Below are 24,923 nucleotides of genomic sequence, written 5' to 3'. Positions count from 1 at the left end.
CCTGGAGGAAGGCACCTTAGATGACGTACAATTCCACCCTGCTACGCCTGCTCGACGAGCGGGGCTACATCCATCAGCTTACCGACGCCGAGAGCCTCGACAAGCTGGCGGCGTCGCAGGTGGTGCCCGGATACGTCGGCTTCGACGCAACAGCGTCATCGCTTCATGTGGGCAACCTGGTGTCGATCATGTTGCTCAGGCGCCTTCAGCAAGCGGGACACAAGCCGATCGTGCTCATGGGCGGGGGCACGACGAGGATCGGTGATCCGACCGGCAAAGACGAAGTCCGCAAGATGCTGACCGACGAGACAATCGAGGCGAACATCGCCTCCATCCGTACAGCGTTCGAGCGTTTGCTGACCTTCGGCGATGGTCCCACGGACGCAGTGATGGTCAACAACCACGATTGGCTCGGTTCCATCGGCTACATCGAGATGCTGCAGAAGATCGGAACCCACTTCACCGTCAATCGCATGCTGAGCTTCGAGTCGGTCAAGTTGCGGCTCGAACGTGAGCAGCCGATGACCTTCCTCGAATTCAACTACATGATCCTTCAGGGCTACGATTTCCGCCACTTGCGCCAGACTATGGGTGTCCGGCTGCAAATGGGCGGGTCGGACCAGTGGGGCAACATCATCAACGGCGTGGAACTTGCGCGCCGCATGGACGGCGCGGAAGTGTTCGGCCTCACGACGCCGCTGATCACCAAGGCGGACGGCAGCAAAATGGGCAAGTCTGTTTCGGGCGCGATCTGGCTCAACGAAGACATGTTGCCGAACTACGACTACTGGCAGTTCTGGCGCAATTGTGACGACCGTGACGTCGGCAAGTTCCTGCGGCTGTTCACCGACTTGCCCCTGGAGGAGGTCGCTCGGCTCGAAGCCCTACAAGGCGGCGAGATCAACGAAGCCAAGATCGTCCTGGCAAACGAGGCAACCACGCTCTGCCGGGGTGAGGAAGCTGCGCGGGCGGCGGCGGCTACTGCCAAGGTGACTTTTGATGGTGGCGGTATTGGCGACGATCTGCCTTCGATCACGGTGTCGGGGGAAGGCATCCGCGTCATTGCTGCCTGCACCGGATTGGGCCTGACCGCCTCCAACGGCGAGGCGAAGCGCAAGATCGGCGAAGGTGCGGTCCGCCTCGATGACGACGTGGTGAGCGATCCCAACTTGCTGATCACCGTAGCGCCCGGTGCCTCCCGCAAGCTGAGCCTCGGGCGCAAGAAGCACGGCGTGCTGCGCGGCACCTGAACGGGATTTAACCCCGCCGCTTCACGCTTTGTTTGCCACTCTCGTGCATTGTGTCGCTCTGGTCGAAAACGCACGAAAAGGGGCGCATGATGAGTGCTGGCGCACAGCTGACGGTAACCGACAAGCGCCGCGCCGCGCGTCACCCTGCCGACTACAAGGTGATTGCCGAGCACAAGCAGCTGGGTGACGTGCACCTCAACATCATCAACGTCTCGGCTCAGGGCTTCATGGCCAAGGGCCTGGATGGCATGGAGCGTGGCGAGCGGCTCGTCATGCGCCTGCCGGTGGTCGGGCGTATCGAGGCGCACTTGATCTGGTCTCACGAAGGCCGCGCCGGCTTCCAGTTCGAGCGGATTATCCGCATCGACGATTTCGCAAAGCTGGTTGACGCGATGCAACCCAACCCGCGGCTCCGTCCCAAGCGCTGATCTCGCGCCCGGGGAGACGAAGGCTCACTGCAAAGTCCACGAAATTAGTAGGATTGGCGAATCGCACGAGCGGTGCCATGGCCCGCTGGTGAGCGACACCCCTTCCCCCCCGACCACCCCGCTTGCGATCCCGGACTATCGCAGGTTCTGGCTGGCCCGTTTCGCGGCCGTGATCGCGACCAACGGCATGGTCGTGATCATCGGCTATCAACTCTACGATGTCGCGCGCAGCGAATATGCGATGAGCATCAGCGAGGCCTCCTTCCAACTCGGCCTCCTCGGCCTAGCGCAATTCATTCCGATCCTGCTGCTCACGCCCATTGCCGGTGTCGTAGCCGACCGCTTCGATCGCCGCTATGTGGCCGGATCGTCGATGAGCATCGACTTGTGCATCGCCCTGGGCCTCGGCATCGTCACGGCGCTGGGCATCCGCAGCCTACCCGTGCTGTTCTGCTTCGCAGCCCTGCATGGCGCCGTCCGCGTATTCCAGGGACCGGCACTCAGCGCCATTGCGCCGAACATCGTGCCGGCGGCACTGATCCCGCGTGCCATAGCGCTGAACGCAATTGCATGGCAGGCAGGCGCGGTGATCGGACCCGCGAGCTTCGGGTTCCTCTTCGCCTCTTCGCATGCGCTGCCCTACTGGACATCGACCGTGCTGATGGTGGTCGCGGCATCGAGCCTTCTTTCGATCCGCTCGCTGCCACCGACACCGAGCGAAGCGCGCAACGCCCATCCCCTGCAACAGATCGTCGGCGGCTTTCGCTTCGTGTGGAACGATCGCTTTCTGCTCGGCTGCATCACGCTCGACTTGTTCGCCGTGATCTTCGGCGGCGCCACCGCCCTTTTCCCGGTCTTTGCCCGCGACATTCTCCACGTCGGCCCGGAAGGCCTTGGCCAGCTGCGTGCCGCCCCCGCGGTCGGAGCCGCCATTGTCGCGCTGACCCTCTCCTTCCGACCGCTCGAGCATAACGTCGGCGTGAAGATGCTCGCGGCCGTGGGTGTCTATGGCGTGGCCACCATCGGCTTTGCCTATTCGCGCGAACTGCTGCTTTCGCTCGCCTTCCTTTTCGTTCTGGGCGCGGCAGACATGGTTTCGGTCTTCATCCGAAGTTCGCTGATCCAGCTCAACACGCCGGACGACATGCGCGGCCGTGTCTCGGCGACCTCCGGCCTCGCCGTCTCCGCCTCGAACGAACTGGGCGAAATGCAGTCGGGCGTCGCGGCCGCGCTGCTCGGTGCGACCGGAGCGGTTGTGTTCGGCGGCGCTGCTGCCATATTCGTAACCGCGATGTGGTCGAAGCTCTTTCCGGAAATCCGCCGAGCCCGAACTTTCGCCCCCCAATTCCGCCAGAGGGAGACCGCCCCATGAAGGCCGACAGCATTCTCGCCACCATCGGCAACACACCGCACATCCGCCTCTCGCGCCTGTTCCCCGACCATGAAGTCTGGGTGAAGAGCGAGCGCGGCAATCCCGGCGGATCGATCAAGGACCGCATCGGTCTGGCCATGATCGAGGCGGCAGAGCGAGACGGCAGCCTGCAGCCCGGTGGCACGATCATCGAGCCCACCTCGGGCAACACCGGCATCGGACTCGCCATGGTCGCAGCGGTCAAAGGCTACACGCTCGTCCTCGTCATGCCGGAGTCGATGTCGCTGGAGCGGCGCAGGCTGATGCTGGCTTATGGTGCCACGTTCGACCTTACGCCAAAGGAGAAGGGCATGAAGGGCGCCATCGAACGGGCGCGCGAGCTTGCCGAGCAGACGCCCGGGGCCTGGATCGCCCAGCAGTTCGACAATCCCGCAAACATCGACGTGCACGTGCGCAGCACCGCGCTCGAAATCCTGAACGACTTTGCCGATTCGCCGATCGATGTGCTGATCACGGGCGTGGGTACAGGTGGCCACCTTACGGGCTGCGCCGAGCGGCTGAAGCAGGATTGGCCTTCCCTCAAGGCCTATGCCGTAGAGCCGACGCTATCGCCGGTGATCTCGGGCGGACAGCCCGGTCCCCACCCCATACAGGGCATCGGCGCCGGCTTCATCCCCTCCAACCTGCACACGCAGGCGATCGATGGGGCGATCCAGGTCGATCCGGCCGACGCCAAGGAGTTCGCGCGTCGCTGTGCGCGCGAGGAAGGCATTCTCGTCGGTATCAGCTCTGGCGCGACCCTGGCTGCAATCGCTGCCAAGCTCCCCGAGCTTCCGGCCGGATCGCGGGTGCTGGGCTTCAACTACGACACCGGCGAGCGCTACCTTTCGGTGCCGGACTTCCTGCCCGAATGAGCCTTGCTGCCGGAATGAGCCAGCTCGAAGCGGTCGCCTACCATCATGGCGACGCGGAACTGACCGGATGGCTGGCGCGACCGCAGGAAAGCCCGCGCGCCGCCATCCTGGTGTTTCCCACGATCGCCAACTTCACCCCGGCGATCGAGCGCCGCGCCGCGATGCTGGCGGATTTGGGCTACCTCGCGCTGATCGCCGACTTCTATGGCGAGCGCGTGGCGGACTTCGCGGCGGCCGGTCCTCTGGCGGACAAGCTGCGGGCTGATGTCGGGCACTACCGCGCGCGCCTCGGCGCGGCGCTCGATGCCTTGCGTGGCCTGCCCGAGGCGGCCGGGCTCCCGGTGTTCGCGATCGGCTTCTGCATGGGCGGCCAGGCGGCGCTGGAACTGGCGCGCGAGGGGCACAACCTTGCAGCGGCCGTCAGCTTCCATGGGATCCTGAGCACCGACCGCCCCGCCGAGCTTGGACGGGTCCGCGCGCGTCTGCTGGTGTGCCATGGCGACGCCGATCCGCTCGTACCGCGGCAGCAGGTCCTCGGGTTCTGGGAGGAGATGGATCGTGCCGGAGCGGACTGGCACTTCCATGTCTACGCGAACGTCAAACACGGCTTCACCGACCCGGGCAGCGATGCGCGCGGACTGCCCGCGATCGGCTATGACACCAGTGCCGATCGCCAGAGCTGGACAGCCATGCGCAACCTCTTCGACGAGATCCTCGGCTAGTCCGCGACCGGCTCCAGTCGATCGTCCACAAGCCTCCGGTAGAAGCAGCTGCGCGCGCCCGTGTGGCAGGCGGGGCCTTGCGGCTCGACCAGCATGACGAGAGCATCCTGGTCGCAGTCCACCAGGATGTCCTGGACCTTCAGGAAGTGTCCCGAGCTTTCGCCCTTAAGCCAAAGCCGCCCGCGCGAACGTGAGTGGAAGTGCGCCAATCCGGTCTCTCGGGTACGTGCCACTGCCTCGGCATCCATGAACGCCACCATCAAGACCTCGCGCGTGTGCGCATCCATGGCGATGCCGGTGACCAGCCCTTGCGCGTCGTAGCGCGGCATGAACGCGGTGCCGGTCTCACGATCTTGATCCATAGCCTGATCCTTGGTCTGCCCTGAAGTCGGCGCCTGGCTCATCGATCGACTTTCCCGTTCGTGCGCAATGTTGCGCTATGTTGCACGATAACCACACGCCTAGACCAAAATCGGAAGCTTCATGCAAACGCCCTTTTCAAGACGCCCGGTTTGAGAGAACACATGGATCGCAGCTGGGGGGCTGCAAACATACCGGACAGGTGCTGACGTCCAAGCGCCAACGGTTCAGGGAATAGGCCACTATCCGCAGCAATGCGATCTGGCCGTGAAGATGAGGGATCGGACCAGGCGACGATCAGGGGCGTCGCCGAACTGCACTGCAGGGTCCAAGCAGTTTCGTCACGAGAACGCCCGAGGCGCCCGCCTCGGGCGTTTTTCTTTGCCGAACCTCCAAACTAATGATCAGGTCACGTCCAATGCTTCGTCCAGCACACGGGCAAAGCAGGTGACCACTACGCGCGATGCTCCACCGCGCTTCAAGGCGGATACACAGGCATCGCTCGTCGCACCGCTGGTCAGCACATCGTCGACGAGCAGGATGCTTTGCCCGCGAACGCGATCCTTGCGGCGTTCGGCGAGCCGGATCGCGCCGCTGAGCTCCCGTCGGCGCGCCAGGCGGCCCAGTCCGCCCAGCGCCGCCGTCGGCTTGCGTCGCTCAAGCGCGTCGATGGCCAAGTTGCCGCCCGTCAGCCGCGCCAGTTCCTGCGCCAGCACCGCCGCCTGGTTGTAGCCTCTCCGCCACAGCCGCCAGCGGTGCAGCGGGACCGGGACGATCAACCACTCGCTGCGCGACTCACCGGCAAGCCGCGCAGCCATGAGCTGTGCCATCAGCTTGGCCAGGCCCAGGCGGCAGCCGTGCTTGAACGCCAGCACCAGGTTGCGCGAAGCATCGTTGTAGAGCGTGGCGGCGGCGATACCGTCATGGCGTGGTGGATCGGCCAGGCACGGCGCGCAGGTCGATCCTGCGACCACGCCCTCGCCGAACGGTCGGCTGCACCTACCGCAGCATGGATCGCCCGGGATCGCCAATTCGGTCCAGCAATCGGGACAGAGCCCAGACTGCGAACTTACCCCCGCCCCGCACAACGGGCAGCGCGGCGGAAACACGAAGTCTATCACGGGGTCGAACAAGGTGGAGGCCACGCAAGTGACGCTAGCCGGTCATGCGCGATCGGCAAGTGCCATGACGATTGCGGCGGCGAACACGCTGCGGCAGGAAGGCCCCATGGCTTCCCATACCCCTCCCCGCATCTTCGATCCGCACCGCCGCATGGCGGTTCGCCGGCGCATGTTGCGCACCCAGAAGATGCTCGATGCCCCGCGCTACCTGCTCGACGATATGATCGAGGATGTGCTCGAGCGCCTGGCGTTCCTGCGCCACCAGCCCGAGCGCGCCCTGGTCATCGGTGATGTCGGCGGTGTGCTCGGCGGTCGGCTTGAGAGCGGCGGCACGCAGGTGACCAGCGTCGAGCCGGGCCACGGCTTCGACGAAGAGGCGCCGTTGCCGGACAACGACTTGGGCCTCGTCGTCAGCCTGGGAACGCTCGACACGGTCAACGACTTGCCGGGCGCGTTGGTGCACATGCGATCGGCACTCAGCATCGGCGGCTTGATGATCGCGAGCTTCCCCGGTGCCGGCAGCTTGCCGGCACTGCGTTCGGCCATGCTCGTCGCCGACGGGGAACGGCCGGCGCCGCGTATTCATCCCCTCGTGGACGTACGTGCGGGAGCACAATTGGTGCAGCGCACCGGGTTCGCCGATCCGGTTGCCGACTCGCGCCATCTCGACGTCGGATTTCGCTCGTTCGCACGCGCCATCGAGGATCTGCGCGCGCAGGGGCACACGAATGTCCTGGCCGAGCGGGGAGCGCCGCTGGGCAGGGCAGCGCGGGCATTGGCGGAACAGGCTTACCGTGCGGCTGCGGTAGACGGCCGCACGGTGGAGCGCTTCGAGATCCTTACCCTCTCGGGTTGGCGGCGCTAGGCGTCAGGCCAGGGCCGCCTGGGCCGCCGCAAGCCGCGCGATCGGCACGCGATAGGGCGAGGCGCTGACGTAATCGAGGCCGACTTTTTCGCAGAACGCGATCGAGGCCGGATCACCGCCATGTTCGCCGCAGATACCGAGCTTGAGGTCGGCGCGCGTGGCGCGACCACGTTCGGCGCCGAGCTGGACCAGCTGGCCCACGCCCTCGATATCCAGGCTGACGAACGGATCGCGCGCATAGATGCCCTTGTCGACGTACGGCGAAAGGAACCGCGCCGCATCGTCGCGCGAAACGCCCAGCGTGGTCTGCGTAAGGTCGTTGGTGCCGAACGAGAAGAACTTGGCTTCCTCGGCGATCTCGCCCGCCATCAGCGCCGCACGCGGCAGTTCGATCATGGTGCCGACGATGTACTCGACCGACTTGCCCTTCTCGGCAAAGACCTGCGCGGCCGTCTCGTCGACCAGCTTCTTGAGGATGGCCAGCTCGCGCCTGGTGGCGACCAGCGGGATCATCACCTCGGGAACGGGTGCGTCGCCAACCTTGTCGATCACGTCGCAGGCAGCCTCGAAAATGGCGCGCGCCTGCATCTCGTAGATTTCCGGGAAGGTGATGCCCAGCCGGCAGCCGCGATGGCCCAGCATCGGATTGGCCTCGTGCAGCTCGTCCGCCCGGCGCTTGAGCGTGTCCACGGCGATGCCGATCGTTTCCGAAAGGTCCGCGAACTCGGCATCGCCCTGCGGCAGGAATTCGTGCAGCGGCGGGTCGAGCAGGCGGATGGTGACCGGAAGGCCGGCCATGACCATGAAGATCTGCGCGAAGTCGTCGCGCTGCTCGGGCAGCAGCTTCTTCAGCGCGGCGCGGCGGCCGGCCTCGTCCTCGGCGAGGATCATCTGGCGGACGGCCGAGATGCGGCTCGCGTCGAAGAACATGTGCTCGGTGCGGCACAGGCCGATGCCTTCGGCACCGAACTGGCGGGCCATCTTGCAGTCCGCTGGGGTTTCGGCGTTGGTGCGCACCTTCATGCGGCGGTGCTTGTCGGCCCAGGTCATCAGCTCGGCGAAGTCACCCGCCAGCTCGGGCTCCACGGTCGGAACCTCGCCCGCCATGATGTCGCCGGTCGAGCCGTCCAGCGTGATCACGTCGCCTTCCTTGAGGTTGCGATTGCCGATCTTGAGCGTGCGGCTCTTCATGTCGATCGAGACGCCCGATGCGCCCGAGACGCAGCAGCGCCCCATGCCGCGCGCCACGACTGCGGCGTGGCTGGTCATGCCGCCGCGCGCGGTAAGGATGCCCTTGGCGGCGTGCATGCCGTGGATGTCCTCCGGCGAGGTTTCGACGCGCACCAGGATGACGCTCTCGCCCAGTTCGGCGCGCTTCTCGGCGGTGTCGGCATCGAGCACGATCGTGCCCGAGGCGGCACCTGGCGACGCTGGCAGGCCCTTGCCCAGTACGTCGCGCGTGGCCTTGGGGTCGAGCGTGGGGTGCAGCAGCTGGTCGAGCGCCATCGGGTCGATGCGCTTGATAGCCGTGGTTTCGTCGATCAGGCCTTCGGCGACCATGTCGACCGCCATCTTCAGCGCCGCCTTGGCGGTGCGCTTGCCCGAGCGGGTCTGCAGCATCCACAGCTTGCCACGCTCGACGGTGAACTCGATGTCCTGCATGTCCTTGTAGTGCTTCTCGAGCAGCTCGAACACGTCGGCGAGCTCGCCGTAGGCGGCGGGCATCACCTCTTCCATCGACAGCGGCTTGGCGCCGGCCCGCTCGCGCGCGGCCTTGGTCAGGTACTGCGGAGTGCGGATGCCGGCGACGACGTCCTCGCCCTGCGCGTTGACCAGCCACTCGCCATAGTAGGCCTTCTCGCCGGTCGCCGGATCGCGGGTAAAGGCGACGCCGGTGGCCGATGTCTCGCCCATGTTGCCGAACACCATGGCCTGCACGTTGACCGCGGTGCCCCAGTCACCCGGGATGTCGTTGAGGCGGCGATAGACCTTGGCGCGATCGGAATCCCAGCTGTCGAACACCGCCTGGATCGCACCCCAGAGCTGCTCGTTCACGTCGAGCGGAAAGGCACGGCCCAGCTCGGCTTCGACGATGCCCTTGTACTCGGCGACGACCTTCTTCCAGTCGGCGGCGGTCAGCTCGGTGTCGTTCTCGTAGCCGTTGTCTTCCTTGGCGATCTCCAGCGCTTCCTCGAACAGGTGGTGCTCGACGCCGAGCACGACGTCAGAGTACATCTGGATGAAGCGGCGGTAGCTGTCCCAGGCGAAGCGTTCGTCACCCGAAACCTTGGCAAGGCCTTCGACGGTGGCGTCGTTGAGACCCAGGTTGAGCACGGTGTCCATCATGCCCGGCATCGACACGCGCGCGCCCGAGCGGACCGAAACCAGCAGCGGGTCGGCCGCATCGCCAAAGCGCTTGCCCACGGTCTTCTCAATATGCGTCAGCGCCTCGGCCACATCGGCGCGCAGCTGGTCGGAGAAGTTCGCACCCTCGGCGAGGTACTTGACGCACTCCTCGGTGGTGATGGTGAAGCCGGGAGGCACCGGCAGGCCGATGCCCGCCATCTCGGCCAGGTTCGCGCCCTTGCCGCCGCAGATGATCTTGTCGCGCGACCGCGGGTCTTCATGCTTCACGCCGCCGCCGAAGGTGTAGACCTGTTTGATCATGCTTTCAGTGCTCATCGGTACCCTCTTCCTTCTGCCAACCTGCGGGGGTGGAGGCCCGGGGACAAGCTGATTTTGCTCATGCGCGAGGAAATCCCCTCACCGTTTCCCGCGCATGACGATCCTGAAGCTCACCCCTCGATCCGAGAGAAATCCGCGACATTGTGCACTGCAGCACGAAATTGATCAAGCAGTGCCAAACGCGCATTGCGCTTTGCGGGATCGGCATCGTTGACGGTGACGGAATCGAAGAACGCGTCGATCGGCGCGCGTAAGGACGCGAGGGCGGCCATGGCGCCGGCAAAGTCCTCGGCGGCCACCGCCTGCTCGGCGCGGGGCGCAGCGACGGCGAGCGCGTCGACCAACGCCTGCTCGGCCGGTTCTGGCGTGTAGTTGCGTTCGGCACCGTGGCGCTCGGCCATCTTGGCGGCGATTACGGGGGCGAGGTCGGGATCGTCGACGCCGGCCAGCGGGTCTTCCTCGCCGGTGCGGGCGATCTCGCCCTCGATGCCAAGCCAGTCTTCCTTCTTGAGGATGTTCGCCGCACGCTTGTAGCCGGCGAGCAGATTGGCGCCGTCCTCGGTACCGACGAACGCCTGGAGCGCATGGACGCGGGCGAGCAGGCGGACGAGATCGTCCTCGCCGCCCAGTGCGAACACGGCGTCGATCAGGTCGTGGCGCACGCCGGCTTCGCGTTGCTGGACTTTGAGGCGATCGGCGAAGAAGTCGAGGAGGTCGCGCTCGACTATAGGAAGTGCTCCAAATCGAGCTGTTGAGAACGCCTCAAGCTGCGCGTCATTGTAAGGCACCTGGAATGCGTCATCGCTTGGTAGCTTATCAAAAAGCCAAAACGCCGCTCCGCGGTTTTCGAACATTACCTGAGCGGATGCCGGGTGAAAGCCCCGACCACTCTGCGAGGATCGAACATGGTACAAATACCAACGGCGTTCGCTGTTAAAGGCGAATGTCGAGTATGCCTGCTCGACCAACCGGACGAACGGCAGACGAACAATATTTGATTGCAGAGTCCGTACGATGCCCAATGCAGCTCTGCGCAACGCGTATGGATCTTTTGATCCTGTTGGCGCCTGATCGATCGCAAAGAAGCCGAACAACGTATCCAGCTTATCCGCCAGCGACACCGCCACGGTCACCGGCGCAGTCGGCACTTCGTCACCCTGCCCGACCGGCTTGTAGTGGTCGCGGATGGCGTCGGCGACAGCTTCGGGCAGACCTTCGGCACGGGCGTAGTAGCCCCCCATGAGGCCCTGGAGTTCGGGGAACTCGCCAACCATCTCGGTGACGAGGTCGGCCTTGCACAAGCGGGCGGCCTGTTCGGCCATGTCGGCCAGTTCTTCCCTCGTCGCCCCCGCGAAGGCGGGGCCCCCGCTTTCTTGTTGCGCGGCCAGAGGAAGAGAAGAAGCGGGGTCCCCGCCTTCGCGGGGACGACGGGGGTTGTCGATATCGCTGGTTACGATCCCCTCTTCCACCAGCCAGCGGGCCAGCTTGGCGACACGCTCGACCTTGTCGGCGACGGTGCCCAGCTTTTCGTGGAAGGTGATGCGCTCGAGCTTCTTTGCCTGCTCTGCCAGCGTCGTCTTGCGGTCGGTGTCCCAGAAGAACCGCGCATCCGAAAGCCGCGCGGCGAGGACCTTGCGGTTGCCGGCGACGATCGCGTCGCCGCCGTCGCTCGCCTCGATGTTGGCGGTGCAGACGAAGGCATTGGCAAGCTTGCCGCCCTGTTCGCACACGAAGTACTTCTGGTTCACCCGCGCGGTCAGCTGGATGACCTCGGGCGGGACTTCCAGGAACGCCTCGTCGAAGCGGCCGAGCAGCGGCACCGGCCATTCCGTCAGGCCGGCGTTCTCCACCACCAGCCCCTCGTCCTCGACGAGCGTCAGCCCGCCGAGCGTCGCCACCTCGGCCGCGCCCATGCGCACGATGTCCTGGCGCTCCTCGTGGCTGACGATGACGTGGCAAGCGCGCAGCTTGTCGGCATAGTCGTGGGCACCGCCGATAGTGATCGGGCCGGGATGGTGGAAGCGGTGGCCGAGCGTGGCATAGCCGCTCTCGACACCCCCTGCCTCGCATACCACCAGTTCTTCGCCGAAGATCGCGACGATGCCGGAGAGCGGGCGCACCCAGCGCGTGCTCTCGGTGGTGATCGAGGCGGCGCCCCAGCGCATCGACTTGGGCCAGGGGAACGCGCGCACGATCGCCGGAATGGCTTGAGCAAGCACTTGCGAGACGGCGCGGCCGGGCTTCTCGACCGCCGCGAAGTAGGTCGGCTTGCCCTTTAGGTCGCGGACTTCGAGCTGGTCTTGCGTCAGTCCGGCCTTGCGCAGGAAGCCCTCCAGCGCCTGCGCCGGCGCACCCACTGCAGGCCCCTTGGTCTCCTCGCGCACGGCCTGCGTCGCCGCGGGCAAGTCACGCGCGATCAGCGCCAGGCGGCGGGGCGTGGACCAAACCGTGACCTCGCCCGGTTCGACTCCGGCGGCGGCCAGTTCCTTGCGGAACAGCTTCTCCAGATCGGCGCGCGCGCCGGCCTGCATGCGGGCAGGAATTTCCTCGGAGCGAAGTTCGAGCAGGAAGTCGGTCATGATGCTTGGGCCGCTCGCTTGACGGTTTCACGCGGAGGTGCGGAGACGCGGAGGAGGGAAGAAGAGGTGATGAGCGCCCGCGAAGGCGCCAAGGCTGCGCCTCGGCGTGAAGCGATCATACCGTCCACCCGGCATAGTCGCTGGCCCAGCGCGCCTCGTTCTTCTTGATCCAGGCCTCGCACGAGCCCTTCGCCAGATCGCGGACGCGGCCGATGTAGCTGGCGCGCTCCTGGACGGAGATGACGCCGCGCGCCTGCAGCAGGTTGAACAAGTGGCTCGCCTCGATCGCCTGGTCGTAAGCCGCCAGGGGAATGCCGGCCTCGATGCAGCGCACGGCCTCTGCCTCGGCATGGCGGAAGCCGGTGAACAGCTGCTCGGTGTCGGCGATCTCGAAGTTGTACTTCGACAGTTCCTGCTCGTTGGCCAGGAACACGTCGCCATAGGACACGCCCTGGTCGTTGAAGCGCAAGTCGTAGACTCGGTCGACGCCTTGTATGTACATCGCCAGGCGCTCCAGACCGTAAGTCAACTCGCCCGCGACCGGCTTGCAGTCATAGCCGCCGATCTGCTGGAAATAGGTGAACTGCGTCACCTCCATGCCGTCGCACCACACTTCCCAGCCCAGGCCCCACGCGCCGAGCGTCGGGCTTTCCCAGTCGTCCTCGACGAAGCGGATGTCGTGCGCCAGCGGGTCGACGCCGATGGCGGCGAGGCTGGCCAGGTACAGCTCCTGCAGGTTCGCGGGATTGGGCTTGAGGATCACCTGGTACTGGTAATAGTGCTGCAGCCGGTTCGGGTTCTCGCCATAGCGGCCGTCGGTAGGACGGCGCGAGGGCTGGACGTAGGCCGCTTTCCACGGCTCTGGCCCGAGCGCGCGCAAGGTAGTGGCAGGATGGAACGTGCCCGCGCCCATGCGCATGTCGTAAGGCTGCAGGATGAGGCAGCCCTGCCGGCTCCAGAACGAGTGGAGCGTCAGGATCATGTCCTGGAAACTGAGCGGTTGCGCGCTGGGTCGATCTTGCTCTGGCATGGCTGCGCGCTTTGGCGCACGGCCGGGAACGGGTCAACATTGCAGTCGGCGAGAGACGACCCGCAATCACCCATCGACGCTATGCAATTGGCCCCTATAAGGCCGGGCATGATCTCGCTTCGCCGCTCGCCGCTTGCCCTGCTCGCCCCTGTGCTGCTGCTGCTCACGCCTGCCTGCGGATCGGCGAAAGAGGCTCCTGCGTCGAAGGCGGCTGCGAGCTCGCAAGTCGCGCGACCGGCCTTGTGGAAGGTGTCGGACGAGGACACCACGATCTGGCTCTTCGGCACGATCCACATCCTGCCGGCGGGGATCGAGTGGTACTCCGGCCCGATCGCCAAGGCGCTGGAGGGATCCGATGCGCTGGTCACCGAGATCGTCGAGCCGAACGATCCGGAGGTGCAGGCCAAGATCGCCCGGATCGCGCTCGCCGATCCGCCACGCAACCTGCGCGAGCGTCTGTCGCCCGAGATGCGCAGGCAATACGAGGCGGCGCTCGCCAGCCTGCAGCTGCCGCCGTCCGCGTTCGACGTGAACGATCCGTGGTATGCCGCGGTCGCTCTCTCGACCCTGCCGCTGATGAAGGACGGCTTCGGCACCATGAACGGCGCCGAGGCGCTGTTGATCGAGCGAGCCAAAGGCAAGCAGCACCTGGGGCTGGAGACCGCCGAGATGCAGCTCGGCTTGTTCGACGGCCTGCCGCAGGACATGCAGGTGAAGTATCTGGGCGAAGTGCTGGAAAGCTTCCCCAAGGTTCGCAATGAGGTCAAGGCGATGGTCGAGGCCTGGAAGACCGGCAAGGCCGATGAACTCGCCCGCCTGATGAACGAGGAGGAGAGCGACCCGCAGCTGATGAAGATCCTGCTGGTCGATCGCAACAAGGCCTGGGCGAAATGGATCGCGGAGCGCTTGAAGCAGCCCGGGACTGCGTTCGTGGCGGTCGGGGCGGGTCACCTCGCGGGCAAGGACAGCGTGCAGGCGCAGCTTGCGGCGGCTGCCATCAAGACCACGCGGGTGCGGTGAGACGCCAGTCAGCCCACAAACACCACGTCGCCCCCGCGCAGGCGGGGGCCCCGCTTGGCCTTCACGCCACCCGCATCGCCGCAAGAAGCGGGATCCCCGCCTGCGCGGGGATGACGAGGGGGTGGGGGTGGGTGGTAGGCTTGGTTCTCTCACTTGCCCTCGGCGCCTGCAACTCTAAACCCAAGCATGCCGATCCTGCGATCTGGCATGTGGCGGGCCCGGGTGGCGAGGAAGCGTGGTTGTTCGGCACCATCCACGCAGCCCCTGCCCCCCTCGCGTGGAACACGCCGCCCGTCGCGCAGGCGCTCGACAGAGCCGACGAGGTCATGGTCGAAGTCGCCAACATCGCCGACGATGCAGCCGTGGCGCAGGCATTCGCTTCGCTGTCGCGCACGCCCGGCCTGGCTCCGGTCGCCGAGCGCGTACCGGCAGCACGGCGCAAGACTCTGCGCGACATGCTCGCCGCTCGCGACATCCGCGAAGCCGACTTGCGCGATGTCGAGACCTGGGCCGTGGCGCTCACGCTGGCACGCCCCGAGAGCGGCTCCGACGCCGGCAACGGCGTCGACCGTGCGGTGCTCGCCTCTGCTTCGAACAAGCGCGTCGTCGAACTGGAGGGGGCCAGCGCGCAGCTTTCCATCTTCGACCGCCTGCCCGAAGCCGACCAGCGCGACCTCCTGGATGCGGTGCTGTCCGACGCCGGCGCTCTCGACGACGAGGCCGACCTGGTAGATGTCTGGCGCCGCGGCGACATGGCGCGGATCGAGGCGGAGACCCGCACCGGCCTCCTGGCCGATCCCGAGTTGCGCGCCGCCCTCTTCACCGATCGCAACCGGCGTTGGATGACCCGCATCGCCGCCGAGATGCACGAGGGCCATCGGCCATTCGTGGCGGTGGGCGCCGCACACATGGCCGGTCCGGACGGCCTGCCCGCCCTGCTCGCGCGCGCTGGCTACACCGTGACGCGCCTCGACTAGCCTTGCTTTCGCGCGCGTTTGTCGCTAGGGGCGCGCGCTTCCCGGCCGTGGTCATCCCTGGAGGCGTGGCGGGAGAGGTCGTGCCGATGAGCGGTGCGATCTGCATCAGATATATCCGAAAGGCACGTACCCATGAGCGATACGCTGAACCTGCCGGCCGAGACGCGTGAAGGGGTTGGCAAGGGAGCCTCCCGTGCGCTGCGTCGCGAAGGCCGCGTCCCCGCCGTCATCTACGGCAACAAGGAAGAACCGCTGTCGATCCACGTCGAGGCGAAGGAGCTGGTCCGCCTGCTGGGCACCGGCCACTTCATGAACTCGATCGTAGAGCTCGAAGTCGGCGGCAAGAAGCTGCGTACGCTCCCCAAGGACGTTGCCTTCCACCCGGTCAACGACCGTCCGCTCCACGTCGATTTCCTGCGTCTGGCCGCCAACGCGACCGTGCACGTGAAGGTGCCGGTGGTGTTCACCAACGAGGAAGCCTCGCCCGGCCTGAAGCGCGGCGGCGTGCTGAACGTGGTGGCGCATGAGCTGGACCTCATCGTCGACGCCAACAAGATCCCTGACGAGATCGTGGTCGACGTCACCGGCCTGGAAGTCGGCGACTCGATCCACATCAGCCAGCTGAAGCTGCCCCAGGGCGCGCAGGACGGATCGCACGACGCCGACCTGACGATCGCGACCATCGTCGCTCCTTCGGCGCTCAAGAGCTCCGAGGGTGGCGAAGAGGAAGAGACCGCGGAGTAATCCGGCGCTTCCTACACGCGCAAAGCATCTTAAACTTCGTCATTCCCGCGAACGCGGGAATCCATCTTCGGACGCTGCGTCACAGGCCAGACCTGGAGATGGATCCCCGCTTTCGCGGGGATGACGAGGTTTTTTGTTGTCTATCGAACGGCTTGTCCGCCGGCTCGCCTGAGTGAAGGAACAGACATGCAACTCTGGGTCGGCCTCGGCAATCCCGGCGCGCAGTATGCGATGCATCGGCACAATGTCGGCTTCATGGCCGTGGACACCCTGGCCGAAGTGCACGGCTTCGGTCCGGTGCAGAAGAAGTTTCAAGGCTGGCTACAGGAAGGCCGCATCGGCAACGACAAGGTGCTGCTGCTGAAGCCCGCCACCTTCATGAACGAGAGCGGCCGCTCCGTTGGCGAGGCGATGCGGTTCTACAAGCTGGACCTCGACGCGCTCACCGTGTTCCATGACGAACTCGATCTCGCGCCCTTCAAGGTCAAGGTGAAGCAGGGCGGCGGAACGGCCGGACACAACGGCTTGCGTTCGATCGATCAGCACTTGGGCGCCGAGTTCCGGCGCGTGCGTCTCGGCATCGGCCATCCCGGCCACAAGGATCGAGTCACCGGATACGTCCTGGGCAACTATGCCAAAAGCGAGATGGATGACCTCGCCGAAATGCTGGGGGCGGTCGCCGCCGAGGCGGATTGGCTGGCGAACCACGATGCGACCCGCTTCATGAACAATGTAGCAATGCGCCCGCAAGCATAAGTTACAATAAAACGTCGCTCTGCTTGACAGATATACTCTCCCACAAGCCGCATTAACCATCAACACCTTCGCAGAAGTTGAATTGGCACGCGGATTGCGTCTGCCTCGATGCACGAGCGTTAACCTGACGCTCCCATGCGAGGGGTATATACGATGATCCGCAAGACACTTCTGACCGCTTCCGTCACCTTCGGCCTGGCCCTGGCCATCAGCTCGCCGGCGCAGGCGACCTGGTACGGCGGCTGCAAGCGCAATTGCGGCGGAACGACGAGCAGCACCAGCGGCAGCACCAAGGTTCCCGAGCCAGGCATGCTCGGCCTGATGGGTGCAGGCCTTGCCGGGCTCGCGATCGCACGCCGCCGCAAGTCCAAGCAGAACTGATCTTCACGTATCGGCACCGGATGGCGGATTGTCCGCGTCCGGTGCGATTGTGCGGCGAGCGCAACTGGCCAAGCGCCCGACCTGCCGCTATGGGCCCGCGATTGCATATTCGCGGAGCATACCATGGGTTTTCGTTGCGGCATCGTCGGCCTCCCCAATGTCGGCAAGTCGACCCTGTTCAACGCCTTGACGGAAACACAGGCGGCGCAGGCGGCGAATTACCCGTTCTGCACCATCGAGCCCAACGTCGGCCAGGTCGGCGTGCCCGATCCGCGGCTCGAGAAACTGGCCGAAATCGCCAAATCGGCGAAGGTGGTCCCGACGCAGCTCTCGTTCGTCGACATTGCCGGTCTTGTTCGCGGGGCCTCCAAGGGTGAAGGCCTGGGCAACCAGTTCCTCGGGAACATCCGCGAAGTCGATGCGGTCGTTCACGTTCTGCGCTGCTTCGAGAACGACGACATCCAGCACGTCGAGAACAAGGTCGACCCGATCGCCGATGCCGAGACGGTCGAGACCGAGCTGCTGCTCTCCGACCTGGAAAGCCTGGAGAAGCGCGTGCCCGCTGCCCAGAAGAAGGCGGCGCAAGGCGACAAGGAGATGAAGATCACCGCCAGCGTGCTCGGCCAGACGCTCGAGCTGCTGCGCGAGGGCAAGCCCGCTCGCCTGACCAAGCCCGCGGATGAAGAGGAAGCGCGCGTGTTTCGCCAGGCGCAGCTGCTTACCGCCAAGCCGGTGCTCTACGTCTGCAACGTCGAGGAAGAGGCTGCGGCACAAGGCAATGCCTTCTCGGCGCGCGTCTTCGAGAAGGCCAAGGCGGAGGGGGCCAGCGTGGTCATCGTCTCTGCCGCCATCGAAGCCGAGCTGACCGGCATGGACATCGAGGAGCGCCTGGCGTTCCTGGAGGAAATGGGCCTGCACGAAACCGGTCTCGCCCGCATCATCCGCGCCGGCTACGATCTGCTCGACCTGCTGACCTTTTTCACCGTCGGCCCCAAGGAAGCGCGCGCCTGGACGGTGCACAAGGGCGCCAAGGCACCCGAAGCGGCAGGCGAGATCCACTCCGACATGCAGCGCGGCTTCATCCGCGCCGAGACGATCGCCTACGACGACTTCGTGGCGCTCGGCGGCGAGAGCGCCGCACGCGATGCGGGCAAGCTGCGACAGGAGGGCAAGGAATACGTCGTGCACGACGGCGACGTGATGCACTTCAAGTTCAACGTCTGACGGGTTCCGGGACGACATCTCGGCCAGCGTCTAGCGCCACCGACCACGTCGTCCCCGGCTTGACCCGGGACCGGTTGTGCCAGTGACGAATTTGTGGGGGGATGCGCGTCGATGAGAGCGTCAGCCCTGACGCAACTTGTCTTGGATGAAGCCCGGCACGACACTATGCTTCGTCGGGCACTTACACCCGCCTCATGCATTGTGCCCCGCAGTAACAGGGGAGCGTCAGGCATGGTCGACAAATCCGAGAAGATCGTCTGGCTTGCACGCCTCGGCTATGCGGTGCGCGGCCTGGTATACCTGCTGCTCGGCTACCTGGCGCTTTCCGCGACCGGTCAGGACGAAGCGCGCAACGGAACGACCGGCGCACTCGAGTACGTACGCTCGATCCCCGGCGGTACGGCAATCCTCTACATTTCCGCGCTTGGGCTGATCGGCTACGCGGTCTACAAGCTCATCGTCGGGTTGTTCGATACCGAGAACATCGGATCGGACGCCAAGGGCATCGCCAAGCGCGTGGCTTACGTCATCAGCGCAATCGTCTACGCAGCGCTCTCCTGGACCGCGATCCAGCTGGCGCGGGGAGCGACCCAGGCCGGCACCAACCAGAACCAGGAACTTGCCGCCACCGCCCTCACCTTCGACCTCGGTCCGGTCGCGGTTGGGCTGGCAGGCCTCGCGCTGCTGATCGGTGCCGGCGCTCAGGCCAAGAGCGCCTACGATCGCAGCTTCATGCGCCACATCGCGTCCGACGCGCCACCTGCGACGTGCTGGATCGGACGCATCGGCCTGGCCACAAGGGCTCTGGTGTTCCTGCTGATGGGCTGGTCGCTGTTGCGCTCGGCATGGTTCTCCAGCAGCGAGGAGGTCCGTTCGCTTGGTCAGGCGCTGCTCGGCTTGCGAGAGATGGGCCTGGGCTTTTCGATCATCGCGGCCGGCATTGCCCTGTTCGGCGTCTTCAGCCTGATCACATCGCGCTACCGCATCATCCCCGATCCCGACCCCAAGCTGAACGTGCGCTCTCCCCTGCGCCGCACCTGAACGAAGGCCGACGCAGGGACTGGCGCGCTGGTCGATCGGTGCGCTATAAGCCTGGAGATGTTCCGCCGTCTTCTCGTCATGTTCATGCTGCTCGCGCTCTCCGCGCCGGCACTGGCGATGAGTGGTCATTGCGCTCAGCTGCCCGCCTCTCCGCAAGCGCATGCATCGGGGCATCATACGGAACATCACCCTGCACCGGCCCACCCGGAACGCCGGGACTGTATCGGCTGCGTCCTCCCCGATCTCGGCGACATCGCGGCACCCGGGTCGGAACCGTTGCTGAGCGTGGTCGGCGCTACAGCTTTGCGGGCGGCGTCGGCTCCCTCGCGCGAGCGTCCCGAGGTCCCCCCTCCCCGCGCCTGAAGACGGAAGACCGCTACCCAGCGGACGCCCCCCTCCTCTTCAGGAATCTACGATGACCAGGATAACCCTTGCGGTCGCGCTTGCGAGCGCGTCCCTGTACCCTGTGCAAGCACACGCACAGATGCACGATCATGCCGGCATGGACCACGCCATGCCGATGCCTGCACCCGAGCCCGCCCCGGCGCCGAACACGCCCGCTATCGAGCAACAGCACGCCAACACGGATAGCGGCACAAATCATGCCGCAATGGATCACGGAGCCACCGACGCTGATGGGGCCTCCTACGTGACCGGCTCCGGCACGGCGCGCCTGCCCGGAGCCGCACCTGCCATGCCCGGCGTGCATGTCATGGCGGGTGACTGGATGCTGATGGCGCATGGATTCGTCTCGGCGCAGTACACCGACCACTCGGGTCCGCGCGGCGATGACAAGCTCTATGCGACGTCCATGGCGATGCTGATGGCCGAGCGCGAAACCGGCTTCGGGCGTCTCCAGCTACGCTCGATGTTCAGCCTGGAACCCGCGATGGACGCGCGCGGCTACCCCAATCTGTTCGCCACCGGCGAAACGGCCGACGGGCAGCCGCTGGTCGATCGCCAGCACCCGCACGACCTCTTCATGGAACTTGCAGCCCGCGTCGACTTCGACCTGGGAGAGGACACGACCGCGTTCCTGTACGGCGGGCCGGTCGGCGAACCCGCGCTGGGACCGAGCGCGTTCATGATGCGGCGTTCCTCGCGTCTCAACCCCGAGCCGCCCATCACCCACCACTGGTTCGATTCCACCCACATCACCTACGGCGTCGTAACCGGCGGCCTGTCGGCGGGACATTGGCAGCTGGAAGCGTCCGCCTTCCGCGGGGCCGAACCCGACGAGCACCGCTGGAACATCGAGACGCCCAAGCTCGATTCCTGGTCGATCCGCGCGACCTGGACGCCAAAACCGCAGTGGGCGGTGCAGGCCAGCTATGGCCGCATCAAGGAGCCCGAGAAGCTTCATCCCGGCGAAGACGAGAAGCGGATCACCGCCTCCGCGCACTACGACAGCGGCACCGGCCTCTCGGCGATGGCGGCTTTCAGCTCCAAGAACCGGGTGCCGGGCGACACCCTTACAGCATGGCTTGGTGAGGCGAACTGGGATCTCGACCGCGCGAACACGCTGTTCGGCCGTGTCGAGAACGTCGCCAACGACGAACTCTTTCCCGATCACGACGATCCGCTGCACGACCGCCGCTTTCGTGTGACCAAGCTGCAAGCGGGCTATGCGCGCCGGTTCCGCTTCGAGCCGTTCGAGCTCGCCGTGGGCGGATCCCTAGCGAGCTACCTCAAGCCCCATGCACTGGATGCGGTTTATGGCGACAAGCCCTGGGGCTACACGGTCTTCGCGCGGCTGACGTTGGGCAGCTAAGTTCGCCGGTACAGCCGCGCTCTGGCCACGAGCCGCACCATCCATCCCTCGTCGTCCCGGACTTGATCCGGGACGACGAGGGATGGAAAGTACAAACCTTGGGGTAAGATGTCTTGGCGCCTGCCTACTCCGCCCTCTTGGCGCAACTCACCTGGCCGAGCGAGTCGAAGGCGACGCGCTCGTTTGCATCGTGAATTACCAGGCGGCTTGGCCAAGCTTTCCCGCCATCCGAAGCGCGACCCTCGTCTCCGGCCTGCGCCACCAGCTCGATCCAGTGCGAGGTGCCGATGTAGGTGCTGTGCGCGCCTGAAGGCAGTTCGGCACTTCCACTCTTGACCGCGAGCGGGCGCAGCTTTCCTTCGATCTTCAGATAGCCGCGATCCTGCTGCGCCACGAACAGCGGCGGCTCGTCCGGCTTGTTACCTGGACGGAACATGCACCCAACACGGGCGAGGTCGTAGCGGGCAATGTCCTCGCGCGTGAAACTTTGCGGCAAAACCGGCTTGAACGGAGGCTCGTTCAGCCGCTCGACCAGCGCGACGTCGTGCGCATCGTCGGCGGCCTTGCGATGGGGGTTGTCGCCACCACCGCAGCCCGCCAAAGCCGCCGCACCCAGCACCGCCATCCATGCTTTCATCATTTGCGCCCGAACAGCTTCTCTATGTCCTCGTGGGCCAGTTTAACCCATGTGGGGCGGCCATGGTTGCACTGACCGGAGCGCGGGGTGCGTTCCATTTCGCGCAGCAGGGCATTCATCTCCGCCACCGAGAGCGCCCGCCCCGCGCGAACGGAGCCGTGGCAGGCCATCGTCGCAAGCACGAGATCGAGCTTTTCCCCGAGCAGCAGCGCGTCGCCGTGCCGGGCGAGATCGTCGGCAATGTCGCGCACGAGCGAGGCCGCATCGGCCTTGCCGAGCACCGAGGGAACGGCCCGCACCAGCATCGCCGCGGGTCCGAAGCGTTCCAGCACCAGCCCGAAGCGCGCGAGCTCGCCGGCCTTGTCCTCCAGGCGATCGCAGTCGGGCTCGTCGAGTTCCACCACTTCGGGCAGCAGCAGCGCCTGGCTGCGCGTCATTGCCTCCTCGGCACCCGCCGCCTTCAATCGTTCGAGGACAAGCCGCTCGTGCGCGGCATGCTGGTCGACGATGACCAGCCCGTCCTGTGCTTCGGCGACGATATAGGTGCCCGCAACCTGCCCTCGTGCGACGCCCAGCGGATACTCGGCCGTGGCGTTGTCGAGCACAGCTTCTTCGGCGCGCGCGGCAGGCGGCGCCATGACGTCCTGCCCGAACCCGTGCCACGCTGCCGTCGTCTCGCGCACCGCGTTGTTGGGTGGAGCGTGCTGGCGGGCGAAGAGCGATTGGAGCGTCGGCACACCGTCGGCGACCGGCTCGACCTGCCAGGCGGCCATCGCATCCGCGGCGGGCGCTTGCGCGCTGCGCTGGCCTTGAGCCTCCAAGGCATGGCGAAGAGCGCCGACAAGAAACCCGCGCACGAACGCGGGGTCGCGGAAGCGCACTTCGGTCTTGGCCGGATGCACGTTGACGTCCACGTCCTCGGGCGGGATCTCCAGGAACAATGCCAGCACCGCATGGCGATCGCGCGCCAGCATGTCGGCATAGGCACCGCGCACGGCTCCGATCAGCAGCCGGTCCTTCACCGGACGACCGTTGACGAACAGGTACTGGTGGTCGGCCACGCCCCGGTTGAAGGTCGGCAAGCCCGCCACGCCGGTCAGCCGCGCCGATCCCCGCTCCGCCTCGATCACGACACCGTCCTCCGCCAGCTCCCGCGCCACCAGGCGGGCGACGCGGGCCGCCAGGGCTTCGTCCGGCTGCGTCGCGAGGGCACGGCGACCCTCATGCTCAAGGGTGAAGCCGATGTCCGGCCGTGCCATCGCCAGGCGGCGCACGACATCGAGGCAGGCGGCGTACTCGGCACGCGCCGAGCGCAGGAACTTGCGGCGGGCGGGAACGCGGCCGAACAGGTCTTCGACGCGGATGCGGGTACCCGGCGGTAAGGCGGCCGGACCATCACCGGCCAGTCCGCCATGATCGACGACGCGCCGCCACCCCTCCTCGCTTCCTCGCGCGCGGCTCTCGATCGTCAGCCGCGCGACGCTGGCGATCGAAGGCAGCGCCTCGCCGCGAAAGCCCAGGGTCGCCACCATCTCGATCCGCTCGTCCGGCAACTTGGAGGTGGCGTGCCGTTCCAGCGCGAGGGCGATTTCGGCCGCACCCATACCGCAGCCGTCGTCCGTCACTTCGATCAGATCGAGCCCGCCAGACGCGAGCCTTACCGCGATCGTGCGCGATCCGGCATCGATCGCATTCTCGACCAGTTCCTTGAGCGCGGAGGCGGGCCGTTCCACCACTTCCCCGGCGGCGATGCGGTTGACGAGATCGTCGGGCAGGCGGCGGATTTCCGGCATCGGCTTACCCTAGCGACGAAGCGCCGCGAATTCGAGACGGAGCCGCCAAAACCTAGACGGCTGTCGACACAAATTTTTGGCCTTTCCCGATTGCATGGGTTAAGGGACCGCCTTCTCAGCCACCCCCTGGTTGCTTCCCGTACATTGGGCTGCGGGCAAGCGGCAGAATACCTACGGATATCCTGATGGCCACGTTGATGTCGCGATTCTTCAAGTTCGGTTCGCAGAACATGGCCATCGATCTGGGCACTGCCAACACCCTCGTCTACGTGCAGGACCGCGGCATCGTCCTGAACGAACCCTCGGTAGTCGCGATCGAAACGCTGCATGGCGTGAAAAAGGTCAAGGCCGTGGGTGACGACGCCAAGATGATGATGGGCAAGACGCCCGACAATATCGAGGCGATCCGCCCCTTGCGCGACGGCGTCATCGCGGACATCGAGATCGCGGAGGAGATGATCAAGCACTTCATCCGCAAGGTCCACGGCAAGAAGAGCCTGTTCCGTTACCCCGAAATCGTGATCTGCGTGCCTTCGGGCTCCACCTCGGTCGAGCGTCGCGCGATCCGCGATGCGGCCAGCAATGCGGGCGCCAGCCAGGTCTACCTGATCCTTGAGCCAATGGCGGCGGCGATCGGCGCAGACATGCCCGTCACCGAGCCGGTCGGTTCGATGGTGGTCGACATCGGCGGCGGCACAACCGAAGTCGCCGTGCTCTCGCTCCGCGGCCTCGCCTATACCACCTCGGTGCGCGTCGGCGGTGACAAGATGGACGAGGCGATCGTCTCCTACGTGCGCCGCCACCACAACCTGCTGATCGGCGAGTCGACCGCAGAGCGCATCAAGAAGGACTACGGCATCGCCGTCATGCCTGCCGACGGCATCGGCGAGACGATCCACATCAAGGGTCGCGACCTCGTCAACGGCGTGCCGAAGGAGATCACCATCAGCCAGGCGAACGTCGCCGAGGCGCTGTCCGAGCCGATCGGTGCGATCATCGAAGGCGTGCGCATCGCGCTGGAGAACACCGCCCCGGAACTCGCCGCCGACATCGTCGACCAGGGCATCGTCCTCACCGGCGGCGGCGCGTTGATCCAGGGGCTGGACGAGTACCTGCGAGAAGAGACCGGCCTGCCCGTCAGCGTCGCCGAGGACCCGCTGTCCTGCGTCGCCCTTGGCACGGGTCGGGCCATGGAAGACCCGATCTACCGCGGCGTTCTGATGACCGCCTGAGCCTCAGCTTGGGGGTAGTGC

The 24,923-nt window shown here is 65.9% G+C and carries 22 protein-coding genes; 15 read left to right on the top strand and 7 right to left on the bottom strand.

What is annotated here, in order from left to right:
• Positions 1 to 20: 20 nt before the first annotated feature.
• The 5 genes from tyrS to HNO88_RS00150 all read left to right on the top strand — a co-directional run bounded on the left by tyrS (position 21) and on the right by HNO88_RS00150 (position 4,686).
• Positions 21 to 1,250 (top strand): tyrosine--tRNA ligase, encoded by a 1,230-nt coding sequence (tyrS, locus tag HNO88_RS00170; RefSeq protein WP_184241582.1) that lies wholly within the window; start codon positions 21 to 23, stop codon positions 1,248 to 1,250.
• 89 nt (positions 1,251 to 1,339) lie between these two features.
• Positions 1,340 to 1,678, top strand: a complete 339-nt coding sequence (locus HNO88_RS00165; RefSeq protein ID WP_184241580.1) for a PilZ domain-containing protein — start codon at positions 1,340 to 1,342, stop codon at positions 1,676 to 1,678.
• 88 nt (positions 1,679 to 1,766) lie between these two features.
• The gene (locus HNO88_RS00160; RefSeq protein WP_184241578.1) at positions 1,767 to 3,050 is read left to right on the top strand and encodes an MFS transporter; all 1,284 of its coding nucleotides are present in this window, start codon (positions 1,767 to 1,769) and stop codon (positions 3,048 to 3,050) included.
• Entirely contained in the window at positions 3,047 to 3,964 is a 918-nt protein-coding gene (gene cysK, locus HNO88_RS00155) for a cysteine synthase A (RefSeq protein ID WP_184241576.1), read from the top strand. Before HNO88_RS00160 ends, cysK begins: the two co-directional genes overlap by 4 nt.
• A gap of 14 nt (positions 3,965 to 3,978) precedes the next feature.
• On the top strand, positions 3,979 to 4,686 hold the full coding sequence (locus HNO88_RS00150) for a dienelactone hydrolase family protein (protein ID WP_184241574.1): 708 nt from the start codon (positions 3,979 to 3,981) through the stop codon (positions 4,684 to 4,686).
• On the opposite strand, the gene hisI is transcribed toward HNO88_RS00150, so the two are convergent.
• The gene (gene hisI / locus HNO88_RS00145; RefSeq protein ID WP_184241572.1) at positions 4,683 to 5,048 is read right to left on the bottom strand and encodes a phosphoribosyl-AMP cyclohydrolase; all 366 of its coding nucleotides are present in this window, start codon (positions 5,046 to 5,048) and stop codon (positions 4,683 to 4,685) included. The genes HNO88_RS00150 and hisI overlap by 4 nt on opposite strands.
• A 402-nt stretch (positions 5,049 to 5,450) precedes the next feature.
• A complete protein-coding gene (locus tag HNO88_RS00140; RefSeq protein ID WP_312856974.1) occupies positions 5,451 to 6,155 on the bottom strand; it encodes a double zinc ribbon domain-containing protein in 705 nt (234 codons plus the stop codon).
• Between the two features lie 118 nt (positions 6,156 to 6,273).
• Here HNO88_RS00140 and HNO88_RS00135 point away from each other — a divergent pair, with 118 nt between their 5' ends.
• Positions 6,274 to 7,032, top strand: coding sequence for a class I SAM-dependent methyltransferase (locus HNO88_RS00135; RefSeq protein ID WP_184241568.1), 759 nt, complete (start codon positions 6,274 to 6,276; stop codon positions 7,030 to 7,032).
• A 3-nt stretch (positions 7,033 to 7,035) separates the two neighbouring features.
• Here HNO88_RS00135 and ppdK read toward each other — a convergent pair whose 3' ends face one another.
• The 3 genes from ppdK to HNO88_RS00120 form a co-directional block, all read right to left on the bottom strand.
• Positions 7,036 to 9,699, bottom strand: coding sequence for a pyruvate, phosphate dikinase (gene ppdK, locus HNO88_RS00130; RefSeq protein WP_184242338.1), 2,664 nt, complete (start codon positions 9,697 to 9,699; stop codon positions 7,036 to 7,038).
• Positions 9,700 to 9,827: 128 nt separating this feature from the next.
• On the bottom strand, positions 9,828 to 12,296 hold the full coding sequence (glyS, locus tag HNO88_RS00125) for a glycine--tRNA ligase subunit beta (protein WP_184241566.1): 2,469 nt from the start codon (positions 12,294 to 12,296) through the stop codon (positions 9,828 to 9,830).
• A 115-nt stretch (positions 12,297 to 12,411) separates the two neighbouring features.
• Complete coding sequence (locus HNO88_RS00120; protein ID WP_184241565.1) at positions 12,412 to 13,326, bottom strand: glycine--tRNA ligase subunit alpha; 915 nt, start codon at positions 13,324 to 13,326, stop codon at positions 12,412 to 12,414.
• A 108-nt stretch (positions 13,327 to 13,434) separates the two neighbouring features.
• Here HNO88_RS00120 and HNO88_RS00115 point away from each other — a divergent pair, with 108 nt between their 5' ends.
• From HNO88_RS00115 to HNO88_RS00080, 8 genes are all read left to right on the top strand, one after another.
• Complete coding sequence (locus HNO88_RS00115; protein WP_184241563.1) at positions 13,435 to 14,346, top strand: TraB/GumN family protein; 912 nt, start codon at positions 13,435 to 13,437, stop codon at positions 14,344 to 14,346.
• A gap of 131 nt (positions 14,347 to 14,477) precedes the next feature.
• The gene (locus HNO88_RS00110) at positions 14,478 to 15,323 is read left to right on the top strand and encodes a TraB/GumN family protein (RefSeq protein ID WP_312856962.1); all 846 of its coding nucleotides are present in this window, start codon (positions 14,478 to 14,480) and stop codon (positions 15,321 to 15,323) included.
• A gap of 132 nt (positions 15,324 to 15,455) precedes the next feature.
• Positions 15,456 to 16,067, top strand: a complete 612-nt coding sequence (locus HNO88_RS00105; protein ID WP_184241559.1) for a 50S ribosomal protein L25/general stress protein Ctc — start codon at positions 15,456 to 15,458, stop codon at positions 16,065 to 16,067.
• Between the two features lie 186 nt (positions 16,068 to 16,253).
• Complete coding sequence (gene pth / locus HNO88_RS00100) at positions 16,254 to 16,823, top strand: aminoacyl-tRNA hydrolase (RefSeq protein ID WP_184241557.1); 570 nt, start codon at positions 16,254 to 16,256, stop codon at positions 16,821 to 16,823.
• A gap of 153 nt (positions 16,824 to 16,976) precedes the next feature.
• Complete coding sequence (locus HNO88_RS00095; RefSeq protein WP_184241555.1) at positions 16,977 to 17,204, top strand: PEP-CTERM sorting domain-containing protein; 228 nt, start codon at positions 16,977 to 16,979, stop codon at positions 17,202 to 17,204.
• 123 nt (positions 17,205 to 17,327) lie between these two features.
• Positions 17,328 to 18,428, top strand: coding sequence for a redox-regulated ATPase YchF (gene ychF, locus HNO88_RS00090; protein ID WP_184241553.1), 1,101 nt, complete (start codon positions 17,328 to 17,330; stop codon positions 18,426 to 18,428).
• Between the two features lie 231 nt (positions 18,429 to 18,659).
• The gene (locus tag HNO88_RS00085; protein ID WP_184241551.1) at positions 18,660 to 19,469 is read left to right on the top strand and encodes a DUF1206 domain-containing protein; all 810 of its coding nucleotides are present in this window, start codon (positions 18,660 to 18,662) and stop codon (positions 19,467 to 19,469) included.
• Positions 19,470 to 19,884: 415 nt separating this feature from the next.
• The gene (locus tag HNO88_RS00080; RefSeq protein WP_184241549.1) at positions 19,885 to 21,240 is read left to right on the top strand and encodes a hypothetical protein; all 1,356 of its coding nucleotides are present in this window, start codon (positions 19,885 to 19,887) and stop codon (positions 21,238 to 21,240) included.
• Positions 21,241 to 21,364: 124 nt separating this feature from the next.
• Here HNO88_RS00080 and HNO88_RS00075 read toward each other — a convergent pair whose 3' ends face one another.
• Both HNO88_RS00075 and mutL read right to left on the bottom strand, forming a co-directional pair.
• Entirely contained in the window at positions 21,365 to 21,877 is a 513-nt protein-coding gene (locus HNO88_RS00075; protein WP_184241547.1) for a hypothetical protein, read from the bottom strand.
• Entirely contained in the window at positions 21,877 to 23,670 is a 1,794-nt protein-coding gene (gene mutL / locus HNO88_RS00070; RefSeq protein ID WP_184241545.1) for a DNA mismatch repair endonuclease MutL, read from the bottom strand. The genes HNO88_RS00075 and mutL overlap by 1 nt, the downstream gene beginning before the upstream one ends.
• A gap of 185 nt (positions 23,671 to 23,855) precedes the next feature.
• Between mutL and HNO88_RS00065 the strand changes: the two genes are divergently transcribed.
• Positions 23,856 to 24,902, top strand: a complete 1,047-nt coding sequence (locus HNO88_RS00065) for a rod shape-determining protein (protein WP_159866442.1) — start codon at positions 23,856 to 23,858, stop codon at positions 24,900 to 24,902.
• The last annotated feature ends 21 nt before the right edge of the window (positions 24,903 to 24,923 follow it).

Source organism: Novosphingobium chloroacetimidivorans (genome assembly GCF_014204535.1).
In the GTDB taxonomy this organism is placed as follows: Bacteria; Pseudomonadota; Alphaproteobacteria; order Sphingomonadales; family Sphingomonadaceae; genus Novosphingobium; species Novosphingobium chloroacetimidivorans.
This window is presented reverse-complemented; position numbering and strand designations above follow the sequence as displayed.

Excerpts from the sequence above, each read along its gene's own strand:
- HNO88_RS00085 (WP_184241551.1), top strand. The coding sequence starts at position 18,660 with ATGGTCGACAAATCCGAGAAGATCGTCTGGCTTGCACGCCTCGGCTAT.
- glyS (WP_184241566.1), bottom strand. The coding sequence starts at position 12,296 with ATGACCGACTTCCTGCTCGAACTTCGCTCCGAGGAAATTCCTGCCCGC.
- HNO88_RS00150 (WP_184241574.1), top strand. The coding sequence starts at position 3,979 with ATGAGCCAGCTCGAAGCGGTCGCCTACCATCATGGCGACGCGGAACTG.
- ppdK (WP_184242338.1), bottom strand. The coding sequence starts at position 9,699 with ATGATCAAACAGGTCTACACCTTCGGCGGCGGCGTGAAGCATGAAGAC.
- HNO88_RS00135 (WP_184241568.1), top strand. The coding sequence starts at position 6,274 with ATGGCTTCCCATACCCCTCCCCGCATCTTCGATCCGCACCGCCGCATG.
- HNO88_RS00115 (WP_184241563.1), top strand. The coding sequence starts at position 13,435 with ATGATCTCGCTTCGCCGCTCGCCGCTTGCCCTGCTCGCCCCTGTGCTG.
- tyrS (WP_184241582.1), top strand. The coding sequence starts at position 21 with ATGACGTACAATTCCACCCTGCTACGCCTGCTCGACGAGCGGGGCTAC.
- ychF (WP_184241553.1), top strand. The coding sequence starts at position 17,328 with ATGGGTTTTCGTTGCGGCATCGTCGGCCTCCCCAATGTCGGCAAGTCG.
- pth (WP_184241557.1), top strand. The coding sequence starts at position 16,254 with ATGCAACTCTGGGTCGGCCTCGGCAATCCCGGCGCGCAGTATGCGATG.
- HNO88_RS00065 (WP_159866442.1), top strand. The coding sequence starts at position 23,856 with ATGGCCACGTTGATGTCGCGATTCTTCAAGTTCGGTTCGCAGAACATG.
- HNO88_RS00105 (WP_184241559.1), top strand. The coding sequence starts at position 15,456 with ATGAGCGATACGCTGAACCTGCCGGCCGAGACGCGTGAAGGGGTTGGC.
- HNO88_RS00165 (WP_184241580.1), top strand. The coding sequence starts at position 1,340 with ATGAGTGCTGGCGCACAGCTGACGGTAACCGACAAGCGCCGCGCCGCG.
- HNO88_RS00075 (WP_184241547.1), bottom strand. The coding sequence starts at position 21,877 with ATGAAAGCATGGATGGCGGTGCTGGGTGCGGCGGCTTTGGCGGGCTGC.
- HNO88_RS00080 (WP_184241549.1), top strand. The coding sequence starts at position 19,885 with ATGACCAGGATAACCCTTGCGGTCGCGCTTGCGAGCGCGTCCCTGTAC.
- cysK (WP_184241576.1), top strand. The coding sequence starts at position 3,047 with ATGAAGGCCGACAGCATTCTCGCCACCATCGGCAACACACCGCACATC.
- HNO88_RS00095 (WP_184241555.1), top strand. The coding sequence starts at position 16,977 with ATGATCCGCAAGACACTTCTGACCGCTTCCGTCACCTTCGGCCTGGCC.
- mutL (WP_184241545.1), bottom strand. The coding sequence starts at position 23,670 with ATGCCGGAAATCCGCCGCCTGCCCGACGATCTCGTCAACCGCATCGCC.
- hisI (WP_184241572.1), bottom strand. The coding sequence starts at position 5,048 with ATGGATCAAGATCGTGAGACCGGCACCGCGTTCATGCCGCGCTACGAC.
- HNO88_RS00120 (WP_184241565.1), bottom strand. The coding sequence starts at position 13,326 with ATGCCAGAGCAAGATCGACCCAGCGCGCAACCGCTCAGTTTCCAGGAC.